The organism is Sphingobium sp. (assembly GCF_036170395.1).
GTDB lineage: Bacteria > Pseudomonadota > Alphaproteobacteria > Sphingomonadales > Sphingomonadaceae > Sphingobium.
The window spans coordinates 70,679-93,986 of the sequence record NZ_JAVHPD010000019.1; the positions used below are offsets into that span (position 1 = coordinate 70,679).

General features: G+C 63.2%; 28 protein-coding genes. 11 read left to right on the plus strand and 17 right to left on the minus strand.

From position 1 onward, the window contains the following. The first annotated feature begins 36 nt into the window (after nucleotides 1–36). Nucleotides 37–1,083, plus strand: coding sequence for a DUF1176 domain-containing protein (locus tag V2B31_RS06570; RefSeq protein ID WP_328276623.1), 1,047 nt, complete (start codon nucleotides 37–39; stop codon nucleotides 1,081–1,083). Between the two features lie 62 nt (nucleotides 1,084–1,145). Further along, a complete protein-coding gene (locus V2B31_RS06575) occupies nucleotides 1,146–1,886 on the plus strand; it encodes an HAD family hydrolase (RefSeq protein ID WP_328276625.1) in 741 nt (246 codons plus the stop codon). 121 nt (nucleotides 1,887–2,007) lie between these two features. Here V2B31_RS06575 and egtD read toward each other — a convergent pair whose 3' ends face one another. The 6 genes from egtD to gluQRS form a co-directional block, all read right to left on the minus strand. After that, nucleotides 2,008–2,964 (minus strand): L-histidine N(alpha)-methyltransferase, encoded by a 957-nt coding sequence (gene egtD / locus V2B31_RS06580; protein WP_328276627.1) that lies wholly within the window; start codon nucleotides 2,962–2,964, stop codon nucleotides 2,008–2,010. A 3-nt stretch (nucleotides 2,965–2,967) separates the two neighbouring features. After that, complete coding sequence (gene egtB / locus V2B31_RS06585) at nucleotides 2,968–4,236, minus strand: ergothioneine biosynthesis protein EgtB (protein WP_328276629.1); 1,269 nt, start codon at nucleotides 4,234–4,236, stop codon at nucleotides 2,968–2,970. A gap of 85 nt (nucleotides 4,237–4,321) precedes the next feature. Continuing rightward, entirely contained in the window at nucleotides 4,322–5,176 is an 855-nt protein-coding gene (locus tag V2B31_RS06590) for a GGDEF domain-containing protein (protein ID WP_328276631.1), read from the minus strand. Between the two features lie 238 nt (nucleotides 5,177–5,414). Continuing rightward, entirely contained in the window at nucleotides 5,415–5,984 is a 570-nt protein-coding gene (locus tag V2B31_RS06595) for a cob(I)yrinic acid a,c-diamide adenosyltransferase (protein ID WP_328276633.1), read from the minus strand. A gap of 143 nt (nucleotides 5,985–6,127) precedes the next feature. Next, nucleotides 6,128–6,364 carry a twin transmembrane helix small protein gene (locus tag V2B31_RS06600; RefSeq protein WP_328276635.1) on the minus strand — a complete coding sequence of 79 codons (237 nt, stop codon included), beginning with the start codon at nucleotides 6,362–6,364 and terminating at the stop codon, nucleotides 6,128–6,130. 10 nt (nucleotides 6,365–6,374) lie between these two features. Then, nucleotides 6,375–7,331 carry a tRNA glutamyl-Q(34) synthetase GluQRS gene (gene gluQRS, locus V2B31_RS06605; RefSeq protein ID WP_328276636.1) on the minus strand — a complete coding sequence of 319 codons (957 nt, stop codon included), beginning with the start codon at nucleotides 7,329–7,331 and terminating at the stop codon, nucleotides 6,375–6,377. A 96-nt stretch (nucleotides 7,332–7,427) separates the two neighbouring features. Between gluQRS and V2B31_RS06610 the strand changes: the two genes are divergently transcribed. After that, complete coding sequence (locus V2B31_RS06610) at nucleotides 7,428–7,994, plus strand: HNH endonuclease (RefSeq protein ID WP_328276638.1); 567 nt, start codon at nucleotides 7,428–7,430, stop codon at nucleotides 7,992–7,994. Then, nucleotides 7,991–8,254 (plus strand): hypothetical protein, encoded by a 264-nt coding sequence (locus V2B31_RS06615; protein WP_328276640.1) that lies wholly within the window; start codon nucleotides 7,991–7,993, stop codon nucleotides 8,252–8,254. Before V2B31_RS06610 ends, V2B31_RS06615 begins: the two co-directional genes overlap by 4 nt. A 142-nt stretch (nucleotides 8,255–8,396) precedes the next feature. Here V2B31_RS06615 and V2B31_RS06620 read toward each other — a convergent pair whose 3' ends face one another. Then, the gene (locus tag V2B31_RS06620) at nucleotides 8,397–9,131 is read right to left on the minus strand and encodes a Crp/Fnr family transcriptional regulator (RefSeq protein WP_328276642.1); all 735 of its coding nucleotides are present in this window, start codon (nucleotides 9,129–9,131) and stop codon (nucleotides 8,397–8,399) included. A gap of 198 nt (nucleotides 9,132–9,329) precedes the next feature. Between V2B31_RS06620 and murA the strand changes: the two genes are divergently transcribed. Together murA and V2B31_RS06630 are read left to right on the plus strand one after the other, a co-directional pair. Then, entirely contained in the window at nucleotides 9,330–10,613 is a 1,284-nt protein-coding gene (murA, locus tag V2B31_RS06625) for a UDP-N-acetylglucosamine 1-carboxyvinyltransferase (protein ID WP_328276644.1), read from the plus strand. Then, nucleotides 10,606–12,132, plus strand: coding sequence for a PAS domain-containing protein (locus V2B31_RS06630; protein ID WP_328276646.1), 1,527 nt, complete (start codon nucleotides 10,606–10,608; stop codon nucleotides 12,130–12,132). The genes murA and V2B31_RS06630 overlap by 8 nt, the downstream gene beginning before the upstream one ends. Here V2B31_RS06630 and V2B31_RS06635 read toward each other — a convergent pair. The 7 genes from V2B31_RS06635 to V2B31_RS06665 all read right to left on the minus strand — a co-directional run bounded on the left by V2B31_RS06635 (nucleotide 12,080) and on the right by V2B31_RS06665 (nucleotide 16,053). After that, entirely contained in the window at nucleotides 12,080–12,514 is a 435-nt protein-coding gene (locus tag V2B31_RS06635) for a response regulator (protein ID WP_328276648.1), read from the minus strand. The genes V2B31_RS06630 and V2B31_RS06635 overlap by 53 nt on opposite strands. 95 nt (nucleotides 12,515–12,609) lie before the next feature. Beyond that, entirely contained in the window at nucleotides 12,610–12,837 is a 228-nt protein-coding gene (locus V2B31_RS06640; protein ID WP_328276650.1) for a DUF2188 domain-containing protein, read from the minus strand. A gap of 48 nt (nucleotides 12,838–12,885) precedes the next feature. Further along, the gene (locus V2B31_RS06645; protein WP_328276652.1) at nucleotides 12,886–13,650 is read right to left on the minus strand and encodes an HvfC/BufC N-terminal domain-containing protein; all 765 of its coding nucleotides are present in this window, start codon (nucleotides 13,648–13,650) and stop codon (nucleotides 12,886–12,888) included. Further along, nucleotides 13,647–14,468, minus strand: coding sequence for an MNIO family bufferin maturase (gene bufB / locus V2B31_RS06650; protein WP_328276653.1), 822 nt, complete (start codon nucleotides 14,466–14,468; stop codon nucleotides 13,647–13,649). Before bufB ends, V2B31_RS06645 begins: the two co-directional genes overlap by 4 nt. A gap of 57 nt (nucleotides 14,469–14,525) precedes the next feature. Continuing rightward, entirely contained in the window at nucleotides 14,526–14,792 is a 267-nt protein-coding gene (bufA2, locus tag V2B31_RS06655; RefSeq protein WP_328276655.1) for a BufA2 family periplasmic bufferin-type metallophore, read from the minus strand. A gap of 83 nt (nucleotides 14,793–14,875) precedes the next feature. Next, the gene (locus V2B31_RS06660; RefSeq protein ID WP_328276657.1) at nucleotides 14,876–15,517 is read right to left on the minus strand and encodes a DUF1109 domain-containing protein; all 642 of its coding nucleotides are present in this window, start codon (nucleotides 15,515–15,517) and stop codon (nucleotides 14,876–14,878) included. Beyond that, nucleotides 15,517–16,053: a sigma-70 family RNA polymerase sigma factor gene (locus tag V2B31_RS06665; protein ID WP_328276659.1), complete on the minus strand. Its 537-nt coding sequence runs from the start codon at nucleotides 16,051–16,053 to the stop codon at nucleotides 15,517–15,519. Before V2B31_RS06665 ends, V2B31_RS06660 begins: the two co-directional genes overlap by 1 nt. A gap of 198 nt (nucleotides 16,054–16,251) precedes the next feature. Here V2B31_RS06665 and V2B31_RS06670 point away from each other — a divergent pair, with 198 nt between their 5' ends. From V2B31_RS06670 to V2B31_RS06690, 5 genes are all read left to right on the plus strand, one after another. Then, nucleotides 16,252–16,518: a BufA1 family periplasmic bufferin-type metallophore gene (locus tag V2B31_RS06670; protein ID WP_328276661.1), complete on the plus strand. Its 267-nt coding sequence runs from the start codon at nucleotides 16,252–16,254 to the stop codon at nucleotides 16,516–16,518. 59 nt (nucleotides 16,519–16,577) lie between these two features. Next, nucleotides 16,578–17,027 (plus strand): DoxX family protein, encoded by a 450-nt coding sequence (locus V2B31_RS06675; protein ID WP_328276663.1) that lies wholly within the window; start codon nucleotides 16,578–16,580, stop codon nucleotides 17,025–17,027. Nucleotides 17,028–17,145: 118 nt separating this feature from the next. Continuing rightward, the gene (locus V2B31_RS06680) at nucleotides 17,146–18,771 is read left to right on the plus strand and encodes a recombinase family protein (protein ID WP_328276665.1); all 1,626 of its coding nucleotides are present in this window, start codon (nucleotides 17,146–17,148) and stop codon (nucleotides 18,769–18,771) included. A gap of 485 nt (nucleotides 18,772–19,256) precedes the next feature. Beyond that, nucleotides 19,257–20,066 carry a hypothetical protein gene (locus tag V2B31_RS06685; RefSeq protein WP_328276667.1) on the plus strand — a complete coding sequence of 270 codons (810 nt, stop codon included), beginning with the start codon at nucleotides 19,257–19,259 and terminating at the stop codon, nucleotides 20,064–20,066. 15 nt (nucleotides 20,067–20,081) lie between these two features. After that, nucleotides 20,082–20,462: a lysozyme inhibitor LprI family protein gene (locus tag V2B31_RS06690; protein ID WP_328276668.1), complete on the plus strand. Its 381-nt coding sequence runs from the start codon at nucleotides 20,082–20,084 to the stop codon at nucleotides 20,460–20,462. A 14-nt stretch (nucleotides 20,463–20,476) separates the two neighbouring features. Here the strand turns inward: V2B31_RS06690 and V2B31_RS06695 are convergent, their stop codons facing one another. From V2B31_RS06695 to V2B31_RS06705, 3 genes are all read right to left on the minus strand, one after another. Continuing rightward, nucleotides 20,477–21,148, minus strand: coding sequence for a hypothetical protein (locus V2B31_RS06695; protein WP_328276669.1), 672 nt, complete (start codon nucleotides 21,146–21,148; stop codon nucleotides 20,477–20,479). Nucleotides 21,149–21,416: 268 nt separating this feature from the next. Next, nucleotides 21,417–21,875 (minus strand): hypothetical protein, encoded by a 459-nt coding sequence (locus V2B31_RS06700; protein WP_328276671.1) that lies wholly within the window; start codon nucleotides 21,873–21,875, stop codon nucleotides 21,417–21,419. 126 nt (nucleotides 21,876–22,001) lie between these two features. Then, nucleotides 22,002–22,550 (minus strand): recombinase family protein, encoded by a 549-nt coding sequence (locus V2B31_RS06705; protein WP_328276673.1) that lies wholly within the window; start codon nucleotides 22,548–22,550, stop codon nucleotides 22,002–22,004. Nucleotides 22,551–23,308 lie beyond the last annotated feature (758 nt).

Consider the following 23,308-nt stretch of genomic DNA (forward strand, 5'->3'; position numbering starts at 1 on the left):
CTACCGCAACGATTGCAAATCGGTTATGGTTAACCGATGGGGGACAGAGCTTTCTACTTCGCCGCAATCGCGGCGCTGGGCTGGTCGGGCATGAGCGCCGCGCAGGCGCCCAAGCCCGGCGCGTTGGAAACCTACAAGGACTGGACGATCGGCTGCGACAATCGCGCCCGCTGCGAAGCCGTCTCGCTCTTGCCCGAGGATGGCGCGATCCCCGACAATCCGGTGATGGTCGGCGTCGTGCGTCAGGCCGGGCCGGAGGGCGCGACCGAGGTCTGGGTCAGCCGCGACGCGAAGGGCGGGGGCGAGGTGGCCTTCCATATCGACGGCCAGCGGATCGCCGTCGCCCCGACCCGCGACGGCGAGGCGACGCTGCGCGGACCGCAGGCCGCCGCGCTCGCCATCGCCATGGCGCGCGGCCGGGTGCTGGAGGTGCGCAGCGGCGGCCGGGTGCTCGGCAAGCCCTCGCTCGCCGGCGCGGGCGCGGCGCTGCGCTACATGGACGCGCGGCAGGGGAGGGCAGGCACCAGCACCGCGCTCGTCGCTACGGGCGCGCTTGGCCCGCTCGCGGTCAAGCCAGCGCCCGCCGCGCCCGTCATCCGCCGCGCCGCCATTCCCGCCGGCCCCCCGCCCGCGCCATTATGGCGCGAGGAACTGACCGCCCTGGGCAAATTCACCGGCTGCGCGGAGCAGATGAAGGATGTCGAGCCGCCCGAACTGCATCGCCTGACCCGCACCGAAACGCTGATCCTGACCCCCTGCGGCCTTGGCGCCTACAACGCCACCGCCGTTCCCGTGATCGCCAGTGGGGTCGCCGGTCGCCGCACCTTTCGCTATGCGGCCTTCGACCTGCAACCCGGCTGGGGCGAGGACGCCAAGCGCCCGGACCTCATCAACGCCAGCTGGACGGCGGACAAATCCCGGCTTGAGAGTTTCGGCAAGGGGCGCGGCATCGGCGATTGCGGCGAAAGCAGCGCCTATGTCTGGGACGGCGCGCGCTTCCGCCTGGTCGAAGCGACCAGCATGAGCGAATGTCGCGGCGCGTGGCGCTGGATCCGCACCTGGTCGGCGCAGGTCGTGGACTGACGAAAGATATTCCCTTTCGTGCAACGCATTATCCGCGCTTTGCAATGGAACTGGAACGGTTCGTGTCCATATGGAAGGGCATGGCCTCCCCCGTCCGACAATTCGCCCCGCCGCAGCCACCCGCCTGGCTGCCCGATCCGCTCTGCGGCGTCATCTTCGACATGGACGGCACGCTGCTCGATACGGAGGCGGCGCATCGCGATGTTTTCATCGACACCGGCGAAGCGATCGGCTGGCCGCTGCCCGACCTGCTGCTCCGCGAGATGGTGGGCGTGCATCGCGACGCCAACCAGGCGATGCTGCGCGACCGGCTCGGCCCCGATTTCCCGCTCGAACATTTCTATGCGCTGAGCGACGCTGCGTTCGAGGCGGCGGTCGACGCCGGCATCCCGCTACGGCCCGGCGCGGCGGCGCTACTCGCCTATCTGGCCGACCAGGGGGTGCCGATGGCCGTCGCCACGTCGACCAACGCGCCCTATGCGCAGCGCCGGCTCGCGCGGAGCGGCCTGCTCGACTATTTCGAGGTGGTGGTGACCCGCACCGACGTGCGCCATCCCAAGCCGCACCCTGAACCCTATCTGCTTGCCGCCCGCCGGATGGGCGTCGATCCGGCTCACTGCATCGCGGTGGAGGACAGTCCCGCCGGAGTCCGCGCCGCGATCGCGGCCGGCATCGCGACGGTCATGGTCCCCGACCTGCTGCCGCCGACCGACGACCTCCTCCTTGCCGGCGCGCGCGTCCTGCCCAGCCTGAGTGACCTGCAAGATATGCTGGAGGGCTTGTCTCAGAGCATCTCCCTTTAATTATAAACCGTTCGTCCTGAGCCTGTCGAAGGGCGCTTCTTTCTTTTGGAAGAAGAAGGGCTTCGACAGGCTCAGCCCGAACGGAACTGGGCAGCGCCCCGTTCAAGCATGTCGCTCCAAACTATCCCGCCTTCGCCAGCACCAGCGAAAACAGCCCGTCGGCATCGGTCCATTCCTGCGACGGCGCCCATCCCCCCGCGCGCAGCAGCAGCCGGGCGTCGCGCGCGCCATATTTATGGCTGCTCTCGGTATGGATGGTCTCGCCCGCTTCCATCTGGAAACATTGGCCGGCGACATGGAAATGGAGCGGCCGCACGGCCTCCAGATGCATTTCGATCCGCGCCTTCTCGTCGTTCCAGCGCGCGCGATGGGCAAAGCCGTCGATCGGCAGGTCGCCTTCCAGCTCGCGATTGATCCGCTCGACGAGGTTCAGGTTGAACGCCGCCGTGACTCCGGCCGCATCGTCATAGGCCGCGATCAGCCGGTCGCGATCCTTGATCCGGTCCATCCCGATCAGCAGCATCGCGCCGTCCCCCAACAGCGCCCGCATCGCGCGGAGGAGGTCGACCGCCGCGTCCGGCTCCATATTGCCGATCGTCGATCCGGGGAAAAAACCCAGCCGAGGCAGGCCCTCTATCGCTGCGGGGAGCGTTAGCGGCCCGTTGAAATCGCCCACCACCGGCAGCACCGGCAGCCCCGGAAAGGCGCTCGCCAACTGCGCGCTGCTCGTATGGAGAAAGTCTCCGCTGATATCGATCGGCACATAGGCGGCGGGCGCAATCGCGCGCAGCAGGTGCGGCGTCTTGCGCGACGAGCCCGCGCCGAACTCCACCACAGCCCGCCCTTCGCCCACCGCCGCCGCGAAATCCGGCCCGTGCCGCTCCAGCAGCGCCGTTTCGGTGCGCGTCGGATAATATTCGGGCAGGTCGGTGATCTGCTCGAACAGTTCCGATCCCTTGCGATCATAGAACCAGATCGGCGGCGTCGCCTTTGGGGTGCGCGAGAGCCCTTCCACTATGTCGCGGCGGAAGGCCGGGTCGATGCGGGTCAGCGCAGGGGCGTCTTCCGTCAGCAGCATCGGTCACAGATCCTTCGCCAGCCGCAGCCCGGTGAACTGCCAGCGTTGATGGGGGTAGAAGAAATTGCGGTAGCTGGCCCGCACATGGCCGCGCGGGGTGGCGCAGCTGCCGCCCTTCAGCACGAACTGGCCGGACATGAACTTGCCATTATATTCGCCAACCGCGCCCGCCGCTGCGCGAAAGCCCGGATGGGGGCGATAGGCGCTGCCGGTCCATTCCCACACATCGCCGAACATCTGCGCCAGCGTCGATCCGGCTTCGGCGGGACGGGGGCGCGGACAGCCGGCACCATCCAGCTGGTTGCCGCTCACCGCCGCGATATTCTGTGCGCCGCATTCCCATTCCGCTTCGGCCGGCAGCCGCGCGCCGGCCCAAGCCGCGTAGGCGTCCGCCTCATACAGGCTGATATGCGTCACCGGCGCTGCCGGATTGATCGGCTGGCGTCCATCGAGCCCGAACCGGGTCCAGCCCTGCTCGCTTTGCTTCCAATATAGCGGCGCGTCGATCCCTTCCGCCTGCACCCACGCCCAGCCGTCGGACAGCCAGTGCGCGGCCGTGCGGTATCCGCCATCCTCGATGAAGGCGATCCATTCGCCATTGGTTATGGGGCGATGCGCCAGCGCGTGCGGCCGCAGCACCGCCTTGTGGCGCGGCCCCTCGCAATCGAAGGTGAAGCCGGTTCGGCCATCATCGCCGATCTCCACCAGCCCCTCGCGCCCCTCGATCCAGTGCAGCGGCCCCGGCAGATCGACCGGGGTTGCTGGCGGCGCATTGAACAGCGCCGGCTCCAGCGGATTGAGCGAGAAGAGATGCAGCAGGTCGGTCAGCAGCAATTCCTGATGCTGCTGCTCATGATGCAGCCCCAGCGTCACCAGCGCCCGCGCGGGTTGTGGCAACATCCCCATCGCGGCCAGCATCGCTGCATCGACATGCGCGCGATAGGCGCGCACCTCGGCCAGCGCCGGCCGCGTCAGCATCCCGCGCAGGGGGCGGGCATGGCGCGGCCCCTCAGCCTCATAATAGCTGTTGAACAGGAAGGCGAAGCGTGGATCGAACGGCTGATAGGCGGGTATATGGTCGCGCAGCACGAAGGTCTCGAAAAACCAGCTGACATGCGCGAGGTGCCATTTGGCGGGCGATGCGTCCGGCATCGACTGCACGGTCGCATCGGCGTCAGACAAGGGCGCGGCCAGCGCTTCGGTCAATCCGCGCACGGCGCGGTAACGATCCGGCAGGTCGTCCTGCCAGGCATCCGTCCAACTTTTCGCCACGCCCGCCCTTTCCCGATAGGGTTGCGCCCCTCTCGTGTAACAAAAAGCGCATGAGGCGGCGCGCGGTTCCGTTATGCCCCTTCGGTCATGCGGCGGTCAAGGAAGGGCCGGCGCGGCAGATGCGGTCGCGCCCCGCCTGCTTGGCTTCGTACAGCGCCTCGTCCGCCTGGGCGAAGGCATCGTCCAGCGGCCCGCCGATCCAGCGGCTGATGCCAGCGGAAAAGCTGATCGGGCGGCCGTGGATTTCGCCGATCGGGTCGCTGCGCAGCCGCGCAGCGATCCGCGCCAGCGACCAGCTCGCCTCATCCTCGATGCAATCCTGGAAGAAGACCGCGAACTCCTCGCCGCCCCAGCGCGCGACGATGTCGGCGCGGCGGACCAACGCCGCCAGCCGCGTCGCGAAGGCGGCGAGCACCCGGTCGCCTTCTTCATGACCTTTCAAGTCATTGACTCGCTTGAAATAATCTATGTCGATGATCGCGACGCACCCCTTGCGCCGATCGGCCGGCAGCGCGTCCAGCGCGGCCAGGAAGCCGCGCCGGTTGGCGATGCCGGTCAGCGGGTCTTCGTGCGCCGCCTGGTGCAGCATGTCGATCCGCGCCTGGGTCGTGTCGGCCGCGCGCTGCACCCCGGCATAGAGGGTGCGGATGACGTCGCCCACCTGCGGCAGGGCAGGGGGCGCGCTTTCCTCGTCATGCAGGGCGTCGGCCAGCGCGTGGATCGGGCTCAGCAACGCGCCGATGCCCACCAGAGCAATGCCGGTGCCGATCACTGTCATCACCGTCAGCAGCAGGAACTCCGCCAGCATGATCCGCCCGGTGGCGAAACCCCAGCCAAGATAGCCGATTAGCGGCAGATGGGTGGCGACGAAGCAGAGCGCGAACAGCCGCAGCCGCAGCGAGCGCGGAAAGATGAAGGATGTGGCGAGGTAGAATTGCACGGCGTTCCCCCGGACGATGCGACGCCGCGCAAATTTCGCCGAGCGACTCAACAGCCCCTTACCGAACAGGGTTAACGCGCCGCTACCGGGCGAACCGTGCAGAGGGTGAGTCGAACCGATTCATCCGCCCCCGCGCTCCCCATCTTGTTCCCCGGCGAAAGCCGGGGCCCAGGGTTCGAGGCGCAGCGTCTGGGGCTCTGGACCCCGGCCTGGGCCGGGGAACAGCGAAAAATTGCCTTTATCGCGACGCGCCCGGCACCCATTTCACGTCGTCCGCGCCATCGCCGTTCAATCGCCGTGCAAGCACGAACAGCAGGTCCGACAATCGGTTGAGATAGGCGAGCGCTTGGCGGTTGAGCGCTACCTCCGCCGCTGCCGCCGTCGCGCTGCGCTCGGCCCGCCGGGTGATCGCGCGGGCGAGGTGGACGGAGGCCGCCGCCGCCGACCCGCCGGGCAGGATGAAGCTGTCGAGCGGGCTCAGCGTCTCGTTCATCGCGTCGATCTGCGCTTCCAGCCGCGCCACCTGGCTCGGCACGATCCTCAGCGCCCAGGGTTCGTCCGGGCCGTCCGGGATCGGCGTCGCCAGGTCAGCGCCCAGATCGAACAGGTCGTTCTGGATCGTCGTCAGCCAGCCCGCTTCCTCGCGCGCGCCCATTGCCACGATCGCAGCGCCGATGGCGCTGTTCGCCTCGTCCACATCGCCCACCGCCTGCATCCGCGGCGCATGTTTGGCGATCCGCGACCCGTCGACGAGGCCAGTGGTGCCGTCGTCCCCAGTGCGAGTGTAGATTTTGTTCAGCTTGACCATGCGCCCCTCAAACAAAGCCCCAATTCTATCGTCATCCCCGCGAAGGCGGGGATCCATCTCGTGCGCTAGCGTCTAGGTCTACGGTCAGGAGATGGGTTCCCGCTTCCGCGGGAATGACGACGAAGGGCGCGTCGCTTGATCCCTCACCCATTTCCCTTCGCCAGCAGCAGGATCGCGACGATGATGATCGCCGCCGCCTGAAACAGCACGCGGTTCATCATCATCTTGTTCTGTTTGAGCCGCGACCGGCTGGGGCCGCTGCCTTCGGGCGCGTTCAGATCCTCCTTGGTGGTCTGGAGGAAGGCGATGATGCCCCGGATCAGCGCCACCAAGGTCGCGATCATGGCAAGGATGAGAGCGATGACGAGGATCGTGTTCATGCCCGCCAAGCTAGGCGCTCGCGAGCCGGATTCCAACCGGAAAGCGCCTGTCTCTTAGGGCATCGGCCAGCGCGCGCGGATCGGCCCCCTGCGCCCGCAGGTCAGCCAGCGCGATCGACCCGTCCCGCTTGGCGAGCCGCCGCCCGTCCGCTCCCACCAGTAGCGGATGGTGGATATAGGCAGGGGAGGGGAGGTCGAGCACAGCCTGGAGAAGCCGGTGAATGTCGGTCGCCCCGCGCAGATCCTCGCCGCGCAGCACATGGGTCACTCCCATGGCCGCATCGTCCAGCGTGCAGGACAGATGATAGCTCGCCGGCGCATCCTTGCGCGCCAGCACCACGTCGCCATGGGCGAGGGGGTCTGCAACAACCTCCGTTCGGTTCGAGCTTGTCGAGAACCCTAAGCGCGCGTTCTCGCCCTTCGCCAGGCTCAGGATCTCGAACCGAGCGGGGAAAGGCAAAGCGGTCCACCCCACCACCCCCGCCTTCGCGACCGCCGCCGCGATGTCGATCCGCCAGGCATGCGCTTTCCCCGCCGCGATCCGCAGCGCCCGATCCGCCTCGCTCAACCCTCGGCACGTCCCCGGATAGACCGGCCCTTCCGGCCCATGCGGCGCGGAGAGGCTCGCCTGGATGTCCGCGCGCGTGCAGAAGCAGGGATAGAGCAGGCCCATGTCGCGCAGCCGCGCGAGCGCCGCTTCATAGGCGTCCAGGCGCGCCGACTGGAAGACGATCTCGCCATCCCACTCGCCCCCCAGCCAGCGCAGATCCTCGATGATCCCGGCCACATGCTCGGGCCGGCTGCGGGTGCCGTCGATATCCTCGATCCGCAGCCGGAACGCGCCGCCCGCCGCGCGCGCCAAATCCATCGCCATCAGCGCCGACCAGCCATGGCCGACATGCAGCCGGCCGGTCGGGCTGGGCGCGAAGCGGGTCACCATATGCTGTGGCGCGACGGGCGGAGTCATACAGGCTCTTGACGGGTCATATTCGTTAATGCTGTCATGCCCGTGTCATGTTGCTGGGTGAGTAGCGGCAGCGGCAAGGGGGTAGAAGGCGTTTCTATGTACCATCCCGACCTCATACGACATCCGGAAAACTGTCCGGCGCTTGTTCTGAACGCAGATTATACGCCGCTCAGCTACTATCCCTTGAGCCTCTGGCCCTGGCAAACCGCCATCAAGGCGGTTTTTTTGGATCGGGTGGACATCATCGCCAGCTATGAGCGGGAGGTGCACAGCCCCAGCCTCCAGATGAAAATCCCCTCGGTCATCGCGCTGAAGCAATATGTGCGGCCGTCCGAACATCCCGCCTTCACCCGCTTCAACCTGTTCCTGCGCGACAAGTTCGCCTGCCAATATTGCGGATCGACCAATGACCTGACCTTCGACCATGTCGTGCCGCGCCGCGCTGGCGGGCGCACGACCTGGGAGAATGTCGCGACCGCCTGCTCGCCCTGCAACCTCAAGAAGGGCGGACGGACGCCCAAGGAGGCGCATATGCAGCTCCATGTCCAGCCGATCCGACCGACGAGCTGGCAGTTGCAGGAACATGGCCGCGCCTTCCCGCCCGGTTATCTGCACGAAAGCTGGCATGACTGGCTCTATTGGGATGTCGAGCTGCTGGCGTGAGGGCGTGGCTCCTCCCGCTGGCGCTGCTCATGCCTGGAATGGCGCACGCGCAGGAGGATCATAGCGGCCTCACCCGCGCCCGCTATGTCCAGCGCTGCCTGCTGTGCCACAACCGCGCCGCGCCCGAAGGCATATCGCCCGCGATCCTCGCCGGCCTCTTCCCCGAACCCGGCCTCACCCCCGCCGCCGCCATGCCCGGCGTCACCTGCTGGCGCCGCTGTACGACCTGCTTCCCGCCGGATCGGAAGGCGGGGAAGTAAGCGTGACATTCATCCTCCCCTTGCAGGGGAGGTGGCAGGGCAAAGCCCTGACGGAGGGGTGTCGCCCTCACGATAGCGGGACACCCCTCCACCACCGCTTCGCGGCGGTCCCCCTCCCCTTGCAGGGGAGGATCATCCAGGCTCATCCCACCGGCAGCCAGTCCAGGTCCATATCCTTGTGCCGGTTGGTGTAATGGCCGATCTCCTCCAGCCGCGCCAGATCGAGCAGGGTGATGCGCCCGTTGGAGCGGCTGATGAGCGCCTCCTGCTCCATCTGCCGGATCATGCGGTTGACGTGGACGGAGGTAAGCCCGATCGAATCTCCGATCTCCTCCTGCGTCAGCTTGAGGTCGAAGCTGTCGGTGATGCTGTCATCGGTGATCCGCAGCCGGTCGAACATGTCGAGCAGGAAGGAGGCCACCCGCGCCTTGGCCGATGTGCGCCCCAGCGCCGCCAGCCGGTCGGTCATCGATACGCGCTCGGCATTGGACAGCAGGAACAGGAGCGCGGCGACCCGCGGATATTCCTCCAGCAGCCGACGCAGCGCATGTTTGTCGAACGGGCAAACCACCGCGTCGGACAGCGCCACCAGCGATTCGGGCGCCTTGCTGTAGATGGTGCTGGCCGATCCGATGAAGTCGCCGGGGAAGTAGACGCGCAATATCTGGCGGCTGCCGTCGGGCAGGATGACGAAGCTCATCACCCGGCCCTCGCGCAGCACGAACAATTCGGTCACGGTATCGTTGACGCGCTGGATCATCGCCCCGCGCCTTACCTTGCGGGGATTTTCCTCCAACCTTTCCAACGCCCTACATTCCGCGTCGGACAAGGCAACCTGCTTGGCCAGTCTTGCCGCGAAACAGCTTTTTGCCACCAACTACACCTTTTTTCCTGTTGTCGTTACGATGGCAAAACGCCCCAAGCGTCTTTTGGCTGCATTTTCGGGCGGTGCACTAAACTCGATCAAGGTTCCCGCAGGGGATGAAATATTGTCCCGCACCGGCCCCGATCCGGTGCCATCGGTCCCTTTCAGCCGCCTTGCGCCGCGCGTCACAAACGCTATGAACCCATGGCGATGGACCGTATTCATATCCGCGGCGGCAACGCGCTTTCCGGCCGCCTTCCGATCTCTGGCGCGAAAAACGCTGCGCTTACCTTGCTGCCCTGCGCGCTGCTGACCGACGAGCCGGTGACGCTGCGCAACCTGCCGCGCCTCGCCGACGTGGACAGTTTCGGCCATCTGCTGAACCAGCTCGGCGTGTCGACCATGATCGAGGGCGCGCGGCCGGAGGATTTCGGCCGGGTGATGACGATGCGCGCGGGCCGCGTCACCTCGACCGAAGCACCCTATGACATCGTGCGCAAGATGCGCGCCTCGATCCTGGTCCTGGGGCCGCTGCTCGCGCGCGCGGGCGAAGCGCGGGTATCGCTGCCGGGCGGCTGCGCCATCGGCAACCGCCCGATCGACCTACATCTGAAAGCGCTCGAAGCCTTCGGCGCGATCATCGAAATCCATGCCGGCTATGTCCGCGCCAGCCTGCCCGAGGGCGGCCTGCGCGGCGGCATCTTCACCTTCCCGGTAGTATCAGTCGGCGCGACCGAAAATGCGCTGATGGCCGCCGTGCTGGCGAAGGGCACCTGCATCCTCGAAAATGCGGCGCGGGAGCCGGAGATCGTCGATCTCTGCAAGCTGCTGGTCGCGATGGGGGCCGATATCGAGGGGATTGGCGGCGACAAGCTGGTGATCCACGGCCGCCCGCGCCTGCACGGCGCGACCTACAGTGTCATGCCGGACCGAATCGAGGCGGGCAGCTATGCCTGCGCCGCCGCCATCACCGGCGGCTCGCTCGACCTGGTCGGGGCCTGCGCCGACGACATGCACGCCGTGCTCGCCGCGCTGCGCGATGCCGGCGTTGAGATCGACGTGCATCGCGACGGGATCCGCGTCTCCTCCGATGGAAAGCTGCGCCCGCTAACCCTCTCGACCGCGCCCTTCCCCGCCTTCCCGACCGACATGCAGGCGCAGTTCATGGCGATGCTGACGCTGGCGGACGGCGCGTCGGTGCTGACCGAGACCATTTTCGAGAATCGCTACATGCACGTCCCCGAACTCGCCCGCATGGGGGCGGACATTGCCGTCAACGGCCGCACCGCCGTCGTGCGCGGCGTCTCCGGCCTGGTCGGCGCGCCGGTGATGGCGACCGATCTGCGCGCCTCGATGAGCCTCATCCTCGCCGGCCTGGCGGCGGAAGGCGAGACCCAGGTCAACCGCGTCTATCATCTCGACCGCGGCTATGAGCGGCTGGAGGAAAAGCTCTCGGCGGTCGGCGCGGATATCGAGCGCGCCAGCGATGGCTGACGGACGCGGCCTCGCGACCGACCGGGCGGCGCTGCTCGCGCTCTATGACTTCGACGCCGGCGGCTTCCGCATGCTGGACGACATCACCGCCTTCGCGTCGGCGCTATGCAACGCCCCCATCGCGCTTGTCAGCATTGTCGAGGATGTGCGCCAGCGTTTCCTTGCCCGCACCGGCCTTGACGCCGAAGAAACCCCGCGCGACGTCTCCTTCTGCGCCCATGCGATGCTGGGCGGCGACATCTTCGTCGTGCCCGATGCGACGAAGCATCCGGGCTTCGCCGATAATCAACTCGTCACCGGCCCGCCCCATATCCGCTTCTATGCCGGCGCGCCGCTGGTCGCGAGCGACGGCGAGCCATTGGGGGCGCTTTGCGTGATCGACAGCGTGCCGCGCGCCGATCTCACCCCGCTCCAGCGTCAGGGACTGACCGTGCTGGCGCGGCAGGTGATGGCGGAACTGGAGGCCCGCCGCCGGGACCGCGACATCATGCTGCGGCAGCAGCTGGACGCCGCCGCCGTCGCAGACAGTGAGCGCATGTTCCGCACGTTGGCCGACACGATGCCGCAGATGGTCTGGTCCACCCTGCCGGACGGGTTTCACGATTATTACAACGCGCGCTGGTATGAATATACCGGCGTACCGGTCGGATCGACCGATGGGGAGGGATGGAACGGCATGTTCCATCCCGACGACCAGCAGCGCGCCTGGGGCCGCTGGCGGCATAGCCTCAAGACCGGCGAACCCTATGAGATCGAATATCGGCTGCGCCATCATAGCGGCGATTATCGCTGGACGCTGGGCCGCGCGCTGCCGATCCGCGATGCGCATGGCGCGATCAGCCGCTGGATCGGCACCTGCACCGACATCCACGAACAGAAGCTGATGATGGAAGAGCGCGAGATGATCGCGCATGAACTCTCGCACCGGATCAAGAATATCTTTTCGGTAATCGCTGGCCTTATCGGCCTGTCGGCACGCCAGCATCCCCAGATTCGCGACGTGGCGGACGATCTGCGCGACCGCATCCTCGCGCTCGGCCGCGCGCATGATTTCGTCCGCCCGCACAGCGCTGAATCCGCGCCGCAGGTGGGGCAGGGGCATGGCCGCCTCTGGGGCATACTCGACCAGATTTTCGCGCCCTATCGCAATGATGAAGGATCGCGCATCCTGCTGACGGGCGACGATCCGATGATCGACGATCGTTCGGCCACGCCGCTGGCGCTGCTGTTCCATGAACTTGCCACCAATGCCGCCAAATATGGCGCGCTTTCGGTCCCCTCCGGCCGGGTGCATCTGCATATTGCGCAGGCCGCGCAGGCGGTTCGGATCGACTGGCGCGAGGAAGGCGGTCCGCCAGTCGCGCCGTCGGGGCAGGAAGGGTTCGGCAGCCGGCTGATTTCGCTCAGCGTCGAACGGCAATTGGGCGGCAGGATTATGCGCGACTGGCAGCCCGACGGGCTGCGCCTCAGCCTCTCGATTCCATCCCGATCCATGAGCCGGGTGGGGGAAAGGGCGTAAAGCCGGCGATTTCCGCCGCCGTCAGGTCCGGCTGTTCGGCGGCGGCGAGCTGGAGCGCCGCCGAAATGCTGTGCGCGCGGAAAGGCTTGGTGATGACCCCCAGCGCCGCGACCGACGCTTCGCCAATCTGTGCGGGGTTGGCGGTGACGTAAATCACGCGGATGCCGTGACGGTTCGCCAGTTCCATGCCGATCTGCGGCCCGGTCGGCCCATCGCGCAGGTTCAGGTCGACAAGCGCGATGTCGCAATCCTCGGCGCCGGCAAGCGCGGCCTCGCGGTCGGCGGCAATGGCCCCGACATCGAACCCGGCGTCCTCGACGATCTGCTCGATTTCCAGTGCGACGAAAATCTCGTCTTCGACGATCAGAACCTTCTTGGTCATTCCTTGGCCCGCGAACTTGAAGCGAATAAATCCGTGATTCCCGTTCCGGTTCCGGCGCGCACCAAAAAATGTTATAGGCTGCACCAAAATACAGCTTATTTCTGGTTGGTCCACAGCGTCTCGAACGCTGTCCCCTGCATCAGCAGCACCGAGGCCGGATAGCCAGCGTCCGCCGCCTTGCCCGCCGTGCCGGTCGCCGCCTCCACTGCGGCCTCGCGCGTGGCGAAGGGGCCATAATATTTATTGTCGAGGTTGATCTTCCACACCCCCTCATGTTCCAGGACGATGTAGCGCGCGTGCGGATATTGGGGGGCCGTGGACATGGGTCGGAAACCTCGGGGAGCGGGGACAGCAGGATTGCGCCTGAGCGCTTACCGGATGCTCCGCCCGCCATCAACGCGCACGATGAGGCCATCGGCCAGCCATTGTCCCAGCAGCCGGCCCGCCTCCGTGGCGCTATCCTCGACGCCCAGTTCATCGGCGAACAGCGCGCATAAGGCGCCAAAGCGCTCCCCTGCGCGCGCGGCGTCCAACAGGCGCGCTTCCCGGCGGTCGGCGGTGCGGAAGCAGGAGACATGGTCCAGCCGCCACACCAGCAGCGTTGCCGGCTCGTCCAGCAGCGCGGCCGCCGGCGGCGTCCCGCTCTCCGACAGCGCCGACCAGATCGCCGCGGCGTTGGTGCGTATGTCGCGGGCAAGAAGGCTCGGCGAAAAGCGCAGCACGGCCTCGTCCCAATCCACCGCGCCAAGCCCGTCCAGCCCGACCGGATCGGCATCGGCCGCGACGAAGGCCTGCGCCAGCGCCTGATCCAGCCAGGCGAGTTCGCCTATGTCGGGGTCGTCGGGATAGAGCGCGGCCAGCGTCGCGACGAAGCCGGCCGGATAGGCGTCCAGCGTCCAGTGCGTAGGCGGCGTCGCATCGATATGGGCCGCCGCCGCCGCCAGGAAAGCGTCTTCGCCGATCCACGCATGGACCCGCTCATAGGCTTCGGTCAAGCAGGCGACGAGCTGCGCGCGATAATTGTTCTGATAGATGGCAAGGCCCCGTCCTGCCCCCTTGCCGATCCGGCCGGCCGCATCGGCATCGCTCCGCGCGAGCCAGGCGCAGAAATCCTGCTGGATGAGCGCGAGGCTCATGCCGCCATCCGGTCGGGGCTGCCGATCGCGCGCGCCTGATCCAGTTCGGCCAGCAGATGCCCAAGCGGCGGGATCGCGTCGTCCCGCTCGATCATCGTGGCGACCGGCCCCAGCCGGGTCATGGCATGGGCGTAGAGCGCCCAGACCGGAGGCGGGACGGGCTGGTCGTGCGTGTCGATCAGCATGTCGCGGCCCTGGCTGTGCCCGGCCAGATGCACCTGCCGCACCCGATCGGCCGGGACGGCGTCGATATAGGCGACCGGATCGAAGCCGTGATTGGTCGCGCTGACAAAGATGTTGTTGATGTCGAGCAGCAGGCCGCACCCGCTGCGCGCGCACATCGCGTCCAGAAATTCCCATTCGGTCATCGTCGAGCGGCCGAACGTCACATAGCTGGACGGATTTTCGACCAGCATCGCCCGGCCCAGCACATCCTGCGCCACGGCGATATTGGCGCACACCAGGTCGAGCGTTTCGCGCGTATAGGGCAGCGGCAGCAGGTCGTGCGAACTGAACCCGCGGAAGCGCGACCAACTCAGATGATCGGACACGAACAGCGGGTCGATCTCATCCGCCAGCGCTTTGAGCCGGTGCAGATAGGCGCGGTCCAGCCCGTCCGCCGACCCGATCGACATGGACACGCCATGCAGCGCCACCGGATGCCGTTCCCGCACCTGGCGCAGGATCGCGCGGGGCCGGCCGCCGTCGATCATGAAATTTTCGGAAATCACCTCGACGAAATCGACCGGGACATCGGTTTCCAGGAAATCGCGATAATGGTCCTTGCGCAGGCCAAGGCCAAAAAGGGGGTCGGGCATCGGCGATCTCCGGGGCAAAAGGCAGCCCGGCGGCGGGGTGACCGCCGGGCGAGTCCCTCACTGGGCTTCGGTCAGGCTGCCGCCGGCCGCCTTGCAGGCCTTTTCGGTCATCGCCTTGAAGCCGTCGCCCTTGCAGCTGTTGAGACCCTTGCAGTCGTGGCTCGCGGTCTTGCAGTCGGACGTGCCCTTGCAGCTGTTGACGCCGTAGCAATGGACCAGCTTCGCCTCATCCTTGGCGAGGGCCGGCGCGGGGGCCGAGGCGGCGGCGATCGCCAGCAGGGCGGCGGTGGTGGCGATGCTGACGCCGGACTTTACGGTAATCATGAATGAAACCTCCCAAAGACTGTGCCGTGATGGCATGGGAGAATTCGCAGCGGCGTGCCTTTCGGTTACACGCCCATGCGAAATTACCAGCGCATCAGCCGGGGACCGATCAGCGCGCCCAGCGCGCTCGCCAGCGCGATGCCCAGCGTGTACCAGGTCAGTACGAAGATCGCCGACACTTCAGGGCAATGGATGCAATAGACCGCCGCCCCGAACGCCCCGGACGCCAGCCCCGCCGCCGCGCCCGCCGCGTGCAGATTGGTCGGCGCGAAATGGCGAAAGGCCCATAGCAGCCCGACGAACATCGGCATCGACAGCAGCAGCACGTTGCGCGGGCAATCGCGCCAGCTGCCCCCCAGCCACATCGCCAGCCAGTCGCCCGGCGCCGTCCGCGACATTTCGACAAGGCCGATCGTCGCCAGCAGCGCGACGGGAATGCCGAGCAGCCAGATATGCCGCAGCCGCCCGGCATCGGGCCGGGCCAGCCGCGCCGTGACCAGTATCGCGCCCAGGCCGAGCGAGAGGGTGTAGAGCCACTTCACCCAGAAATGATAGCTTACCAGCGCGACCGACCAGTCCTGCCGCATCCCGAAGGCGAGCAGCACGGTGGCGATGCTGCCGATCGCGCCCAGCCCCAGCCCCAGCGCGATCCAGCGCGCGATGCTGTGGCGCGGCACCGGCTTCACATCGGCGGCCAGGCGGTCGATCAGCTGTTCCATGTCCATCAGTTCGGCCCCTTGATGCGCGCGGCCAGAGCCTTCAGCCCCCGGTGGACCGATATCTTCACGTCCGATTCCCCGATCCCCATGCGCCGGGCATGGTCGGCGATGCTGTTGCCGTCGACATGGGTGCCGCGGATCGCATCGGCCTGTTTGGGCGGCAGGTCGGCCAGCAGGCGATCGACATCCATGCGCGCCGACACGGCATCCTCAAACCCTTCGCTCACCAATATGTCGGCCACATCCTCCACCGTGCAATGGATGCGGCTGCGGCGGAAATGGTCGATCATCTTGTATCGCGCCACGGCGAACAGCCAGCCGGTAAACGGCCTGTCCCGGTCGTAGGTCGCGCGGCGCACATGCACCGCCATCAGCGTTTCCTGCACGAGATCCTCTATATCGTCGGGCCGGCCGCTCATGCGGCGGCGGTAAAAAGACTGCAACAGCGGCACGAGCGCGCGCAACAGCATGGCATGGGCGTTCGCATCGCCCTCCAGCCCGCCGATCATCCATAATCGCAACTGCTGCTCGCTTGCTCGCATAGGCGCTCCCCGACCCGCATTCGGGCCAGCCCCGCAAAAAGTTACAGCGCCGCAGCCACGGGTGACAGAAATTTTCCTGTCGCCGCTGGCGTAACCGAACGCCGCGCCGCTGCGAATTGGCGATCATGATCCGCCACGAACTCGGCCGGATCATGGCGCAAACCCTGCGCCGGCCCCATGTTTCAGGAAGGATCTGCCATGTTGAAGACCAACGCCGCCATCGCTGCCACGCTCGCCCTCACCATCGCCGCCGGCGCGGCCCATGCCGCCGACAAGAAGCCGATGGAAAAATGCTACGGCGTCTCGCTCGCCGGCAAGAATGACTGCAAGGCGGGCGCCGGCACCAGCTGCGCCGGCACCAGCAAGGTCGATTATCAGGGCGACGCCTGGACGCTCGTCGCCCAGGGCAGCTGCACCAAGATCAAGACGCCCAAGGGCACCGGGTCGCTCACGCCCAAGGCGTGATCCAGACGCCCGCGCGCGTCGTTCCCCGCGCGCGGGCACAGCCCTTTCGGAGACCCGCCATGCCGAACCCGACCGCGCTCTATCGCAGCGCCACCGATCTCGCCGCCCGTCTGCTGCCCGAGCCGCTGCTGCTGCTCGTCGCGCGGCTCGGCGCTGCATCCATCTTCTTCCTGTCCGGCCGGACCAAGGTGGAAGGGCTGCTGACGATCACCGACAGCACCTACGAACTGTTCCGCACCGAATATGCGCTCCCCCTGATCCCGCCGGATATCGCCGCCCATGCCGCCACCTATTCGGAGCATCTGTTTTCGATCCTGCTCGCGGTCGGCCTTGCAACGCGGGGCAGCGCGCTGGCGCTGCTCGGCATGACCGCCGTGATCCAGATTTTCGTCTATCCCGACGCATGGCCGACCCATGTGAGCTGGGCCGGCCTGCTTCTGCCGCTGGTCGCCAAGGGCGCGGGAAGCTGGTCGCTCGATGCCTTGATCGGGCGGCGGCTGAAGGGATAATCGCGCGCCGCTTCAACTCGCCAGCATGTCCGCGCCCTGGTTATAATGGTGCCAGTGCTATAAGAGTATTGCGTTAAGGTTTTAACGATAGCACTCGCTGAGAAGAAAGGACTTTTCGGTGGATGCGCTCCTCTACATCCGGTGGTCAAGCCAAGAGCAGAACAAAGGTGACAGCCATAGGCGGCAACTGCGGCTGGGCGAGGACGCCGCGAAACATCGTGATTGGATTATCCGCGAAACGCTAATCGAGGATGGTCGATCCGCCTATCATGGCCGCAACCGTGATGCTGGCGGCAAGCTGGCGGAAATCGAAGAGCGTTCGCGCCTTGGTCAATTGGCCGGATGGGTTTTGTTGGTCGAACAGCTTGATCGGCTGAGCCGACAGCAGCCCATTCAGACACTCAACCTTATTACCAGCCTCACCGGCGCAGGCGTCACGATCTTCGAGACATCGACCGGCCGCAAATGGGACAACGACAGCGTTCGGTCGAACTGGACCGATTTGCTGGAAGCCTTCATTCGAGCCGGTCTAGCGTTCGATGAAAGTGACAAAAAGAGCAAGCGCATCAAGAGCGCATGGGCCGCCACGCGCGAGCGCGGGGCAACCAAAGATGGCTTGGCGGACCCGCGCATTATGCCCGGCTGGATGGAAGTGGCCGATGGCCATTACCGGATAATCGAAGAACGGGCTGAATGGATCAGGTCGATATTTCGTTGGTGCATCGAAGGAGTGTCGCTGATGGGCATAGCGCGGCGACTGAATGCTGATCCGAAATCGCGCTGGACCGCTGGAAGTTGGGCTGCACCAAATATCAGCCAGCTTATCCGCGCTCGGAACGTGCTGGGCGAATATCTGCCGCAGACTAAGGATCAGAACGGCAAGCGCGTTCCTGCGGGAGATTGGACCAAATGCTATCCAGCGATCATTGACGAACCGACATGGCAAGCTGCACAGGCCGCCTTGCAGCGCCGCGCAAGTGCCAGCCCTAGCGCGCGAAACCGGCGCATCAACATTTTGGCTGGCATGGTCGTATGCGGTGCCTGCTTTGGTCCGCTCTTTCTTGGCACAAACACAAAAAGCGCCCGGCGATTGATGTGTCGAAACAGGCATCAAAACTCCGGTTGCGATGCGCGGACGACCTATCATTATCCGAATTTGGAGCGGGGCGTGTTGGACAACGTTCTTCACATTGCCGTGCCGGAGCAGGCGGGGCCGGATACTGCGGCGGGCACGATAACCAATCTCGAATTATCCTTGCGGGAGAGAAAAGGGCGGCTCGAAAAGCTGGTTGATAGCTATTCGCGCACCGGCAGCGCGGCCATCGAGCGCGGCATATTGTCACTAGAGCGGGAAATCAGCGTCGGAGAAGGCGACCTTGCTCGTTTACAGAAGCAGGAGCGGGAGGCGGCAAATAGGCCAGCACCAACAGAATTGCTCAGGCGGGCCTCGGCGTTGCGGAGTAAGATGGTCGATGACGACAGCCGATCGCATATGAACCAATTGCTGCGCTCCTTGGTCACTTCGATAGTGATGAATCCCGCCAACATGGAAGCGACGATAATTCTTCTTGGTGGCCTAGCAGCGATCAGGCTCGACAAACATGGTGATAAGATCGCGGAGGCGGATGCGAAAGCTATGTTGGCTGACCCAGAGGGAAGGGCGCAGACCATCGCGGCAACGATTGGCGCGGACGTGCCTCACCGAATGATGCTGGATCAATGGGATGCGCGGACGGACGTCTAGCACTTGCGTCAAATCGTCCCTGCAAGGTTTCACAGAACGCCTTTGCTACTTCGCGCAAGCCAAGCAAGCATAGGGCGCTTTCGGGTGTTTCTGGCTGCTTACAGGGGCAAGAGAGTTTAGCAGCTAAACTTTTCAGCCTGACGTTGACGCGCTGGCCCGATGGCTTTTGATCCAATGGCCTCAACGATGGAGGCACGAACATGCGACATGAATATCGAGATCGGACAGGAAGCCTGCTGGGCTATCGAGAACAGCGTGGCGACCGGATCGACTGTCGGGATCGAACGGGCAGTCTGGTGGGCAGTTATTATCCCGTCCGCGACGAGACGCGTGATCGCTCTGGCAGTTTGGTCGGGCGCGGGGACTTGCTTGCATCGCTCATATCACGCTAATCTATTAACGGAAATTTAGGGGCTGTCTAACTTCGATAGAAGCGCGTTCAGGGGTTAAGCGGCTTTACGAATTTGGGATGAAGTGGGGGGCGAATGATTACCAAACAACACATTATTATTGTTGGAATATTTGTTCTTGCGTCTTGCAATCAAGCCGAAAATAAAACTCAGCCATCCGAAACCATCGGTCTTTTGCGTTCTGGTTCTGAAAAGGTATGCGTAACCGACGATGTCAAGCATACGCTCAAGGATATATTGTTGCCAAAACCGCAAATGATAGAATATGATACAGAAATTGAAGAAAAAACATCTGCACTCAGTTTGTATTCTCTAAAATTTAATTACACTACCATGGATGCTTTCGATAAATCCTCATCGAAAGCATCGTGCAATACGACACTTGTCATTTCCGGTCCAAATGGAAGCGAAAGTGAAGAATTTACTCAGGAATATGCGATTTCGCCTTCGTCGGATGATCCATCATCTTTCGTAATTTCTGCTCCAGCGCAAGCGGCACGAGCGTATATCGTCGAGCATGTCACTTCCTACCTCGCGCAAAATGCGGAGCAAGCAATTCGGGTAAAGGAGCAATCCGAACAGGAGGCCGTGACGCGAGCAACTGTCAATAAGCGCTGGATTGCCGGAAGATGGGCGCCTGAGAATGAGAACGCATATGGGTGCGGAGAGATTCTCGAGATAGAATTTGGATCGGATGGAAGTTTTTCTGCCGACAGGACCGTTGGGACATGGAAAATTGAAAACCAAACCATAATTGTTAACAGCGTAGATGCGGCTGAAAATGAAGATAATTCGACGCAGTATAAGATCAGCTCAGCATCCGAAAATTCATTCTCATACACTGAGGATGATGGAAGCACTGTTACAATGAACAGGTGTAGTTAGACATTTCTTTATTTCATGCAGGTGATTGCAATGATATTTCTACTTGCCATTCTCGCCGCCAGTACCGGATCAGGCGATGAAAAATTATCGCGAGAATATGAAAGGTGCATTTCTTCAGGGGAGGCCGCGGAAGGAATTCAATTCGCCATGCAAGAATGCATTGATCGAGAATTTGGAATTCAGGATGCCCTCTTAAATCAAGCCTATAGGAGAAAGATGGCCTCTCTACCTGATGATAAGAAGCTGCTTCTGCGAGGTATGCAGCGACAGTGGATTCGGGATCGAGATCAGAGATGTGAAGCGGACGGAGACGGCTCGCTGGATCGGTTTATATCAGATCAATGCTTGGCTATAGAAACAAAAAATAGAACGCTATGGTTGGATAATTATAAATGAATTGCATAGTTCATTTACATCTTTTTATCTGATGGATACTTGGAGTTCAAATCTAGCTTCATTTTGCGCTCAATCAGGTAATCTCGGAAAATAACGCTTCCTCCACCAAATACCCATGGCTCGGATGCGACTACAGAATTTGAAGAGTTTTCCCACGTCATTATCTCGTGGGAAAAAGTTTGACCATTAGTGCTTTCAGCTTCTTCGACTCGAGCTAGGTCGGGATCGCCGTATTTTGCAACGAGGCCATCAACGGCCTCGTCATATTCGCGTTTTCCGGCCTCAATATATATCTTGAATAACTGCCCATCATAAAAGCGGAAATTGACGTTGTCGGTATATCCACGACCGATCCTGATCGTCGCGCGGCTTGTGTCAGAGCCTGCGTTCAAGCGATATTGGCACACGACAATTCCAATTTCATCCTCCTCGATGCTACTAATCGCGCCTTGCCTCCGCCCCTCCTGCGTATTTGAGCAAGCTAGCGATGCCGGCTTGGTATCTGCAACCTCGATTGGCAGATTGTATAAATCTTGAAGGGACATCCCAAGTTGCGCGCCTTTGAACCCATAAATTACAGGTGCCTTTGGAGCGGTAGCGCGAGGAGCAGCATTGCTGAAAGATGCAGGGAGCAGGATTGAAATGCTGGCGATCCTAAAGATCCACCTCATAAAAGTCTTACTCACGGCATCCCCCACGACACAGATTCCCAAAGACTTGATACTGAATGAAGATTGCTCTGCCAAGCAGTGGAATGCAGCTGCACCTTTCACGATTTAGGTTAGCGTGTGTGGATTTGCTGGGCGCATGGGTGTGAAGGCTTCTATACGATGCCGTTCTTGATCGGCACCGATAACGCTGACACGCAGGCGGATTGAAACTACCTGTCCTCATCTGTCAGACTGGGAAGGCCATTGAGGCGGGCAATAGTCACCCGCCCCGCGATGTCGAAGGTTACGCACCAGCCTTCTTGGCCTTGGGCTTGAAGTTGGCCTTGCGCTCCGCGATGGCGCTGGTCAGTTGCGGGTCGAGTTCGCCAGCGTTGATGGCTTCAATGATCGAGCCGATGATGCCGGGCACCTCGGCAAAATTCTCGACCGCGACCGCGTTCATGCCTTTGGCGAACTCCAGCGGTTTGCTGCCATAGCGAAGCTGGAAAAACATCTTGCCGCTGGCATCGGTGAACCAGCCCTTGCGAACGGTGCGCGGTGCATCGACGCGGGCGCGCTGCCCACCTTCGAGGATTTTGGTGACCTTCTTGGTCGCATGAAACGGCGTCCCTGCGATTTCTGCCTCGGCCAACGCCTTCTGCTCTTCGAGATAGCGCAGCAGTTTCGCCCGGAAACCGTGTTCCCGCGCGCTGGCATTGGCCGGGCTGGCGGCGGTAAGCTTGAGGGATTTGAGGATCGACATTGTATCTCCTTGCCTTGTTTTCGATAAGGCAAGCGATAAAGTCGTCTGTTCAAAGAGCGACTGGAGATTGGGGTTAACAGTCAGAAAAATAATCAAAAATAATTCTGATTTCGCCAACACTGATTTTTAGAAATTGTTACCCAAAATTCTATATACCGTAGCTGGACTGCATTGAATTTCACGCGCAATCGCGCGGGGTTTCATGCCTTCATTATAAAGATTCTGGACAATGGCCGGATCAAACCGCTGTTTTCCGCCCTGATAAACGCCGCGGGCCTTGGCTTTATCGATCCCCTCGCGTTGTCGCTCCTGCCTGATGTCGAGTTCAAATTCCGCGACGGCGGCTAATATGCCCAGCATGAGCTTGCCATGGCTGGTGGTCGTATCGAGACCGCCCTGTTGCAAACAGCGGAAGCCGATGCCCTTCGCTGTCAGGGCCGCTACGATATTGTGCAAGTCTTGCGCGGATCGGGCGAAGCGGTCGAGCCGAGTGACAAGGAAGGTATCGCCTTCCCGGCAAAAATCGAGGGCAGCTTTCAGATGTGGCCGGTTCGATGCCGATTTACCACTGATCTGCTCCTGAAAGATTTTCTCGACGCCATGGGCAGCAAGTTGCTCCATCTGCACGTCGAGCGATTGGTGGGTTGTGGATACGCGGGCATAGCCGACAAGCATGGCTCCTCCTTCGGGTGGTTCAAGACCCTGCTGCGATTGTGTCTTTTGGAGGGAAGAGCAAGTCTCCCAAGACGCTTTTCCGCAGTCGGAACAATGTCTTGGGAGGCTGTAGCCAGATAATAAACCGTGAAGTTCGAAGTAGAAGGACGATCCAACGCTCACGCGCTGGATGTCCTGCTACGGCGCAATCTTAGCCGCAGTCCGCGCGACCGCGCTTCAGCGGCAGATTGCTTGTAGCACGGCTCGCCTCGAATTTTATCAAGCCCAGCGGCGAGCGACGAACTGCCTCGAGCGAGAAGAACGCAATTATCCCCCCGCTACATAGATAAAAGTGAAGAGCGCCAGCCATATCAGGCCAGCGGTCGCATCCATGTAGCGGGGGGATCATATTGTTTGGCTTGCCTGCGGCGTCGCGTCACGCATTGGATCTTGAGCAGAGCATATGTCTGCGCCGGGGTTCTCTTGTCGGCTTTTCATCAAGCAATCCCAGGACCTTCGTCCTAGAGCGGTCGGCCCGTATGACCATCCAAATGGCCAAGGGGCTCGTAGCTGTTACCCAGCGGCGGGGTAGAGCAGCTTCCTCGGGGGCGCTTCATTATACTGGTGCATGAGCATTTCAGGGACGCCTCTTACCGTCCTCGCTGACTGTCCCGCAGGGTGCATCAGCCGCCAATCCAGTCGCCGCCTACCAGCTCATCCGCCCGTCTTTATGGGATGGCCCGCCCCTTTTCCCCGGCATCGGATATGATGCTGGTGCT

Bases quoted from the DNA above. Each gene is read 5' to 3' on its own strand.
- V2B31_RS06570 (WP_328276623.1), top strand. From the start codon at position 37: ATGGGGGACAGAGCTTTCTACTTCGCCGCAATCGCGGCGCTGGGCTGG.
- egtD (WP_328276627.1), bottom strand. From the start codon at position 2,964: ATGCTGCTGACGGAAGACGCCCCTGCGCTGACCCGCATCGACCCGGCC.
- V2B31_RS06595 (WP_328276633.1), bottom strand. From the start codon at position 5,984: ATGGTCAAGCTGAACAAAATCTACACTCGCACTGGGGACGACGGCACC.
- V2B31_RS06600 (WP_328276635.1), bottom strand. From the start codon at position 6,364: ATGAACACGATCCTCGTCATCGCTCTCATCCTTGCCATGATCGCGACC.
- gluQRS (WP_328276636.1), bottom strand. From the start codon at position 7,331: ATGACTCCGCCCGTCGCGCCACAGCATATGGTGACCCGCTTCGCGCCC.
- V2B31_RS06610 (WP_328276638.1), top strand. From the start codon at position 7,428: ATGTACCATCCCGACCTCATACGACATCCGGAAAACTGTCCGGCGCTT.
- murA (WP_328276644.1), top strand. From the start codon at position 9,330: ATGGACCGTATTCATATCCGCGGCGGCAACGCGCTTTCCGGCCGCCTT.
- V2B31_RS06630 (WP_328276646.1), top strand. From the start codon at position 10,606: ATGGCTGACGGACGCGGCCTCGCGACCGACCGGGCGGCGCTGCTCGCG.
- V2B31_RS06635 (WP_328276648.1), bottom strand. From the start codon at position 12,514: ATGACCAAGAAGGTTCTGATCGTCGAAGACGAGATTTTCGTCGCACTG.
- V2B31_RS06640 (WP_328276650.1), bottom strand. From the start codon at position 12,837: ATGTCCACGGCCCCCCAATATCCGCACGCGCGCTACATCGTCCTGGAA.
- V2B31_RS06645 (WP_328276652.1), bottom strand. From the start codon at position 13,650: ATGAGCCTCGCGCTCATCCAGCAGGATTTCTGCGCCTGGCTCGCGCGG.
- bufB (WP_328276653.1), bottom strand. From the start codon at position 14,468: ATGCCCGACCCCCTTTTTGGCCTTGGCCTGCGCAAGGACCATTATCGC.
- bufA2 (WP_328276655.1), bottom strand. From the start codon at position 14,792: ATGATTACCGTAAAGTCCGGCGTCAGCATCGCCACCACCGCCGCCCTG.
- V2B31_RS06660 (WP_328276657.1), bottom strand. From the start codon at position 15,517: ATGGACATGGAACAGCTGATCGACCGCCTGGCCGCCGATGTGAAGCCG.
- V2B31_RS06665 (WP_328276659.1), bottom strand. From the start codon at position 16,053: ATGCGAGCAAGCGAGCAGCAGTTGCGATTATGGATGATCGGCGGGCTG.
- V2B31_RS06670 (WP_328276661.1), top strand. From the start codon at position 16,252: ATGTTGAAGACCAACGCCGCCATCGCTGCCACGCTCGCCCTCACCATC.
- V2B31_RS06675 (WP_328276663.1), top strand. From the start codon at position 16,578: ATGCCGAACCCGACCGCGCTCTATCGCAGCGCCACCGATCTCGCCGCC.
- V2B31_RS06685 (WP_328276667.1), top strand. From the start codon at position 19,257: ATGATTACCAAACAACACATTATTATTGTTGGAATATTTGTTCTTGCG.
- V2B31_RS06690 (WP_328276668.1), top strand. From the start codon at position 20,082: ATGCAGGTGATTGCAATGATATTTCTACTTGCCATTCTCGCCGCCAGT.
- V2B31_RS06700 (WP_328276671.1), bottom strand. From the start codon at position 21,875: ATGTCGATCCTCAAATCCCTCAAGCTTACCGCCGCCAGCCCGGCCAAT.
- V2B31_RS06705 (WP_328276673.1), bottom strand. From the start codon at position 22,550: ATGCTTGTCGGCTATGCCCGCGTATCCACAACCCACCAATCGCTCGAC.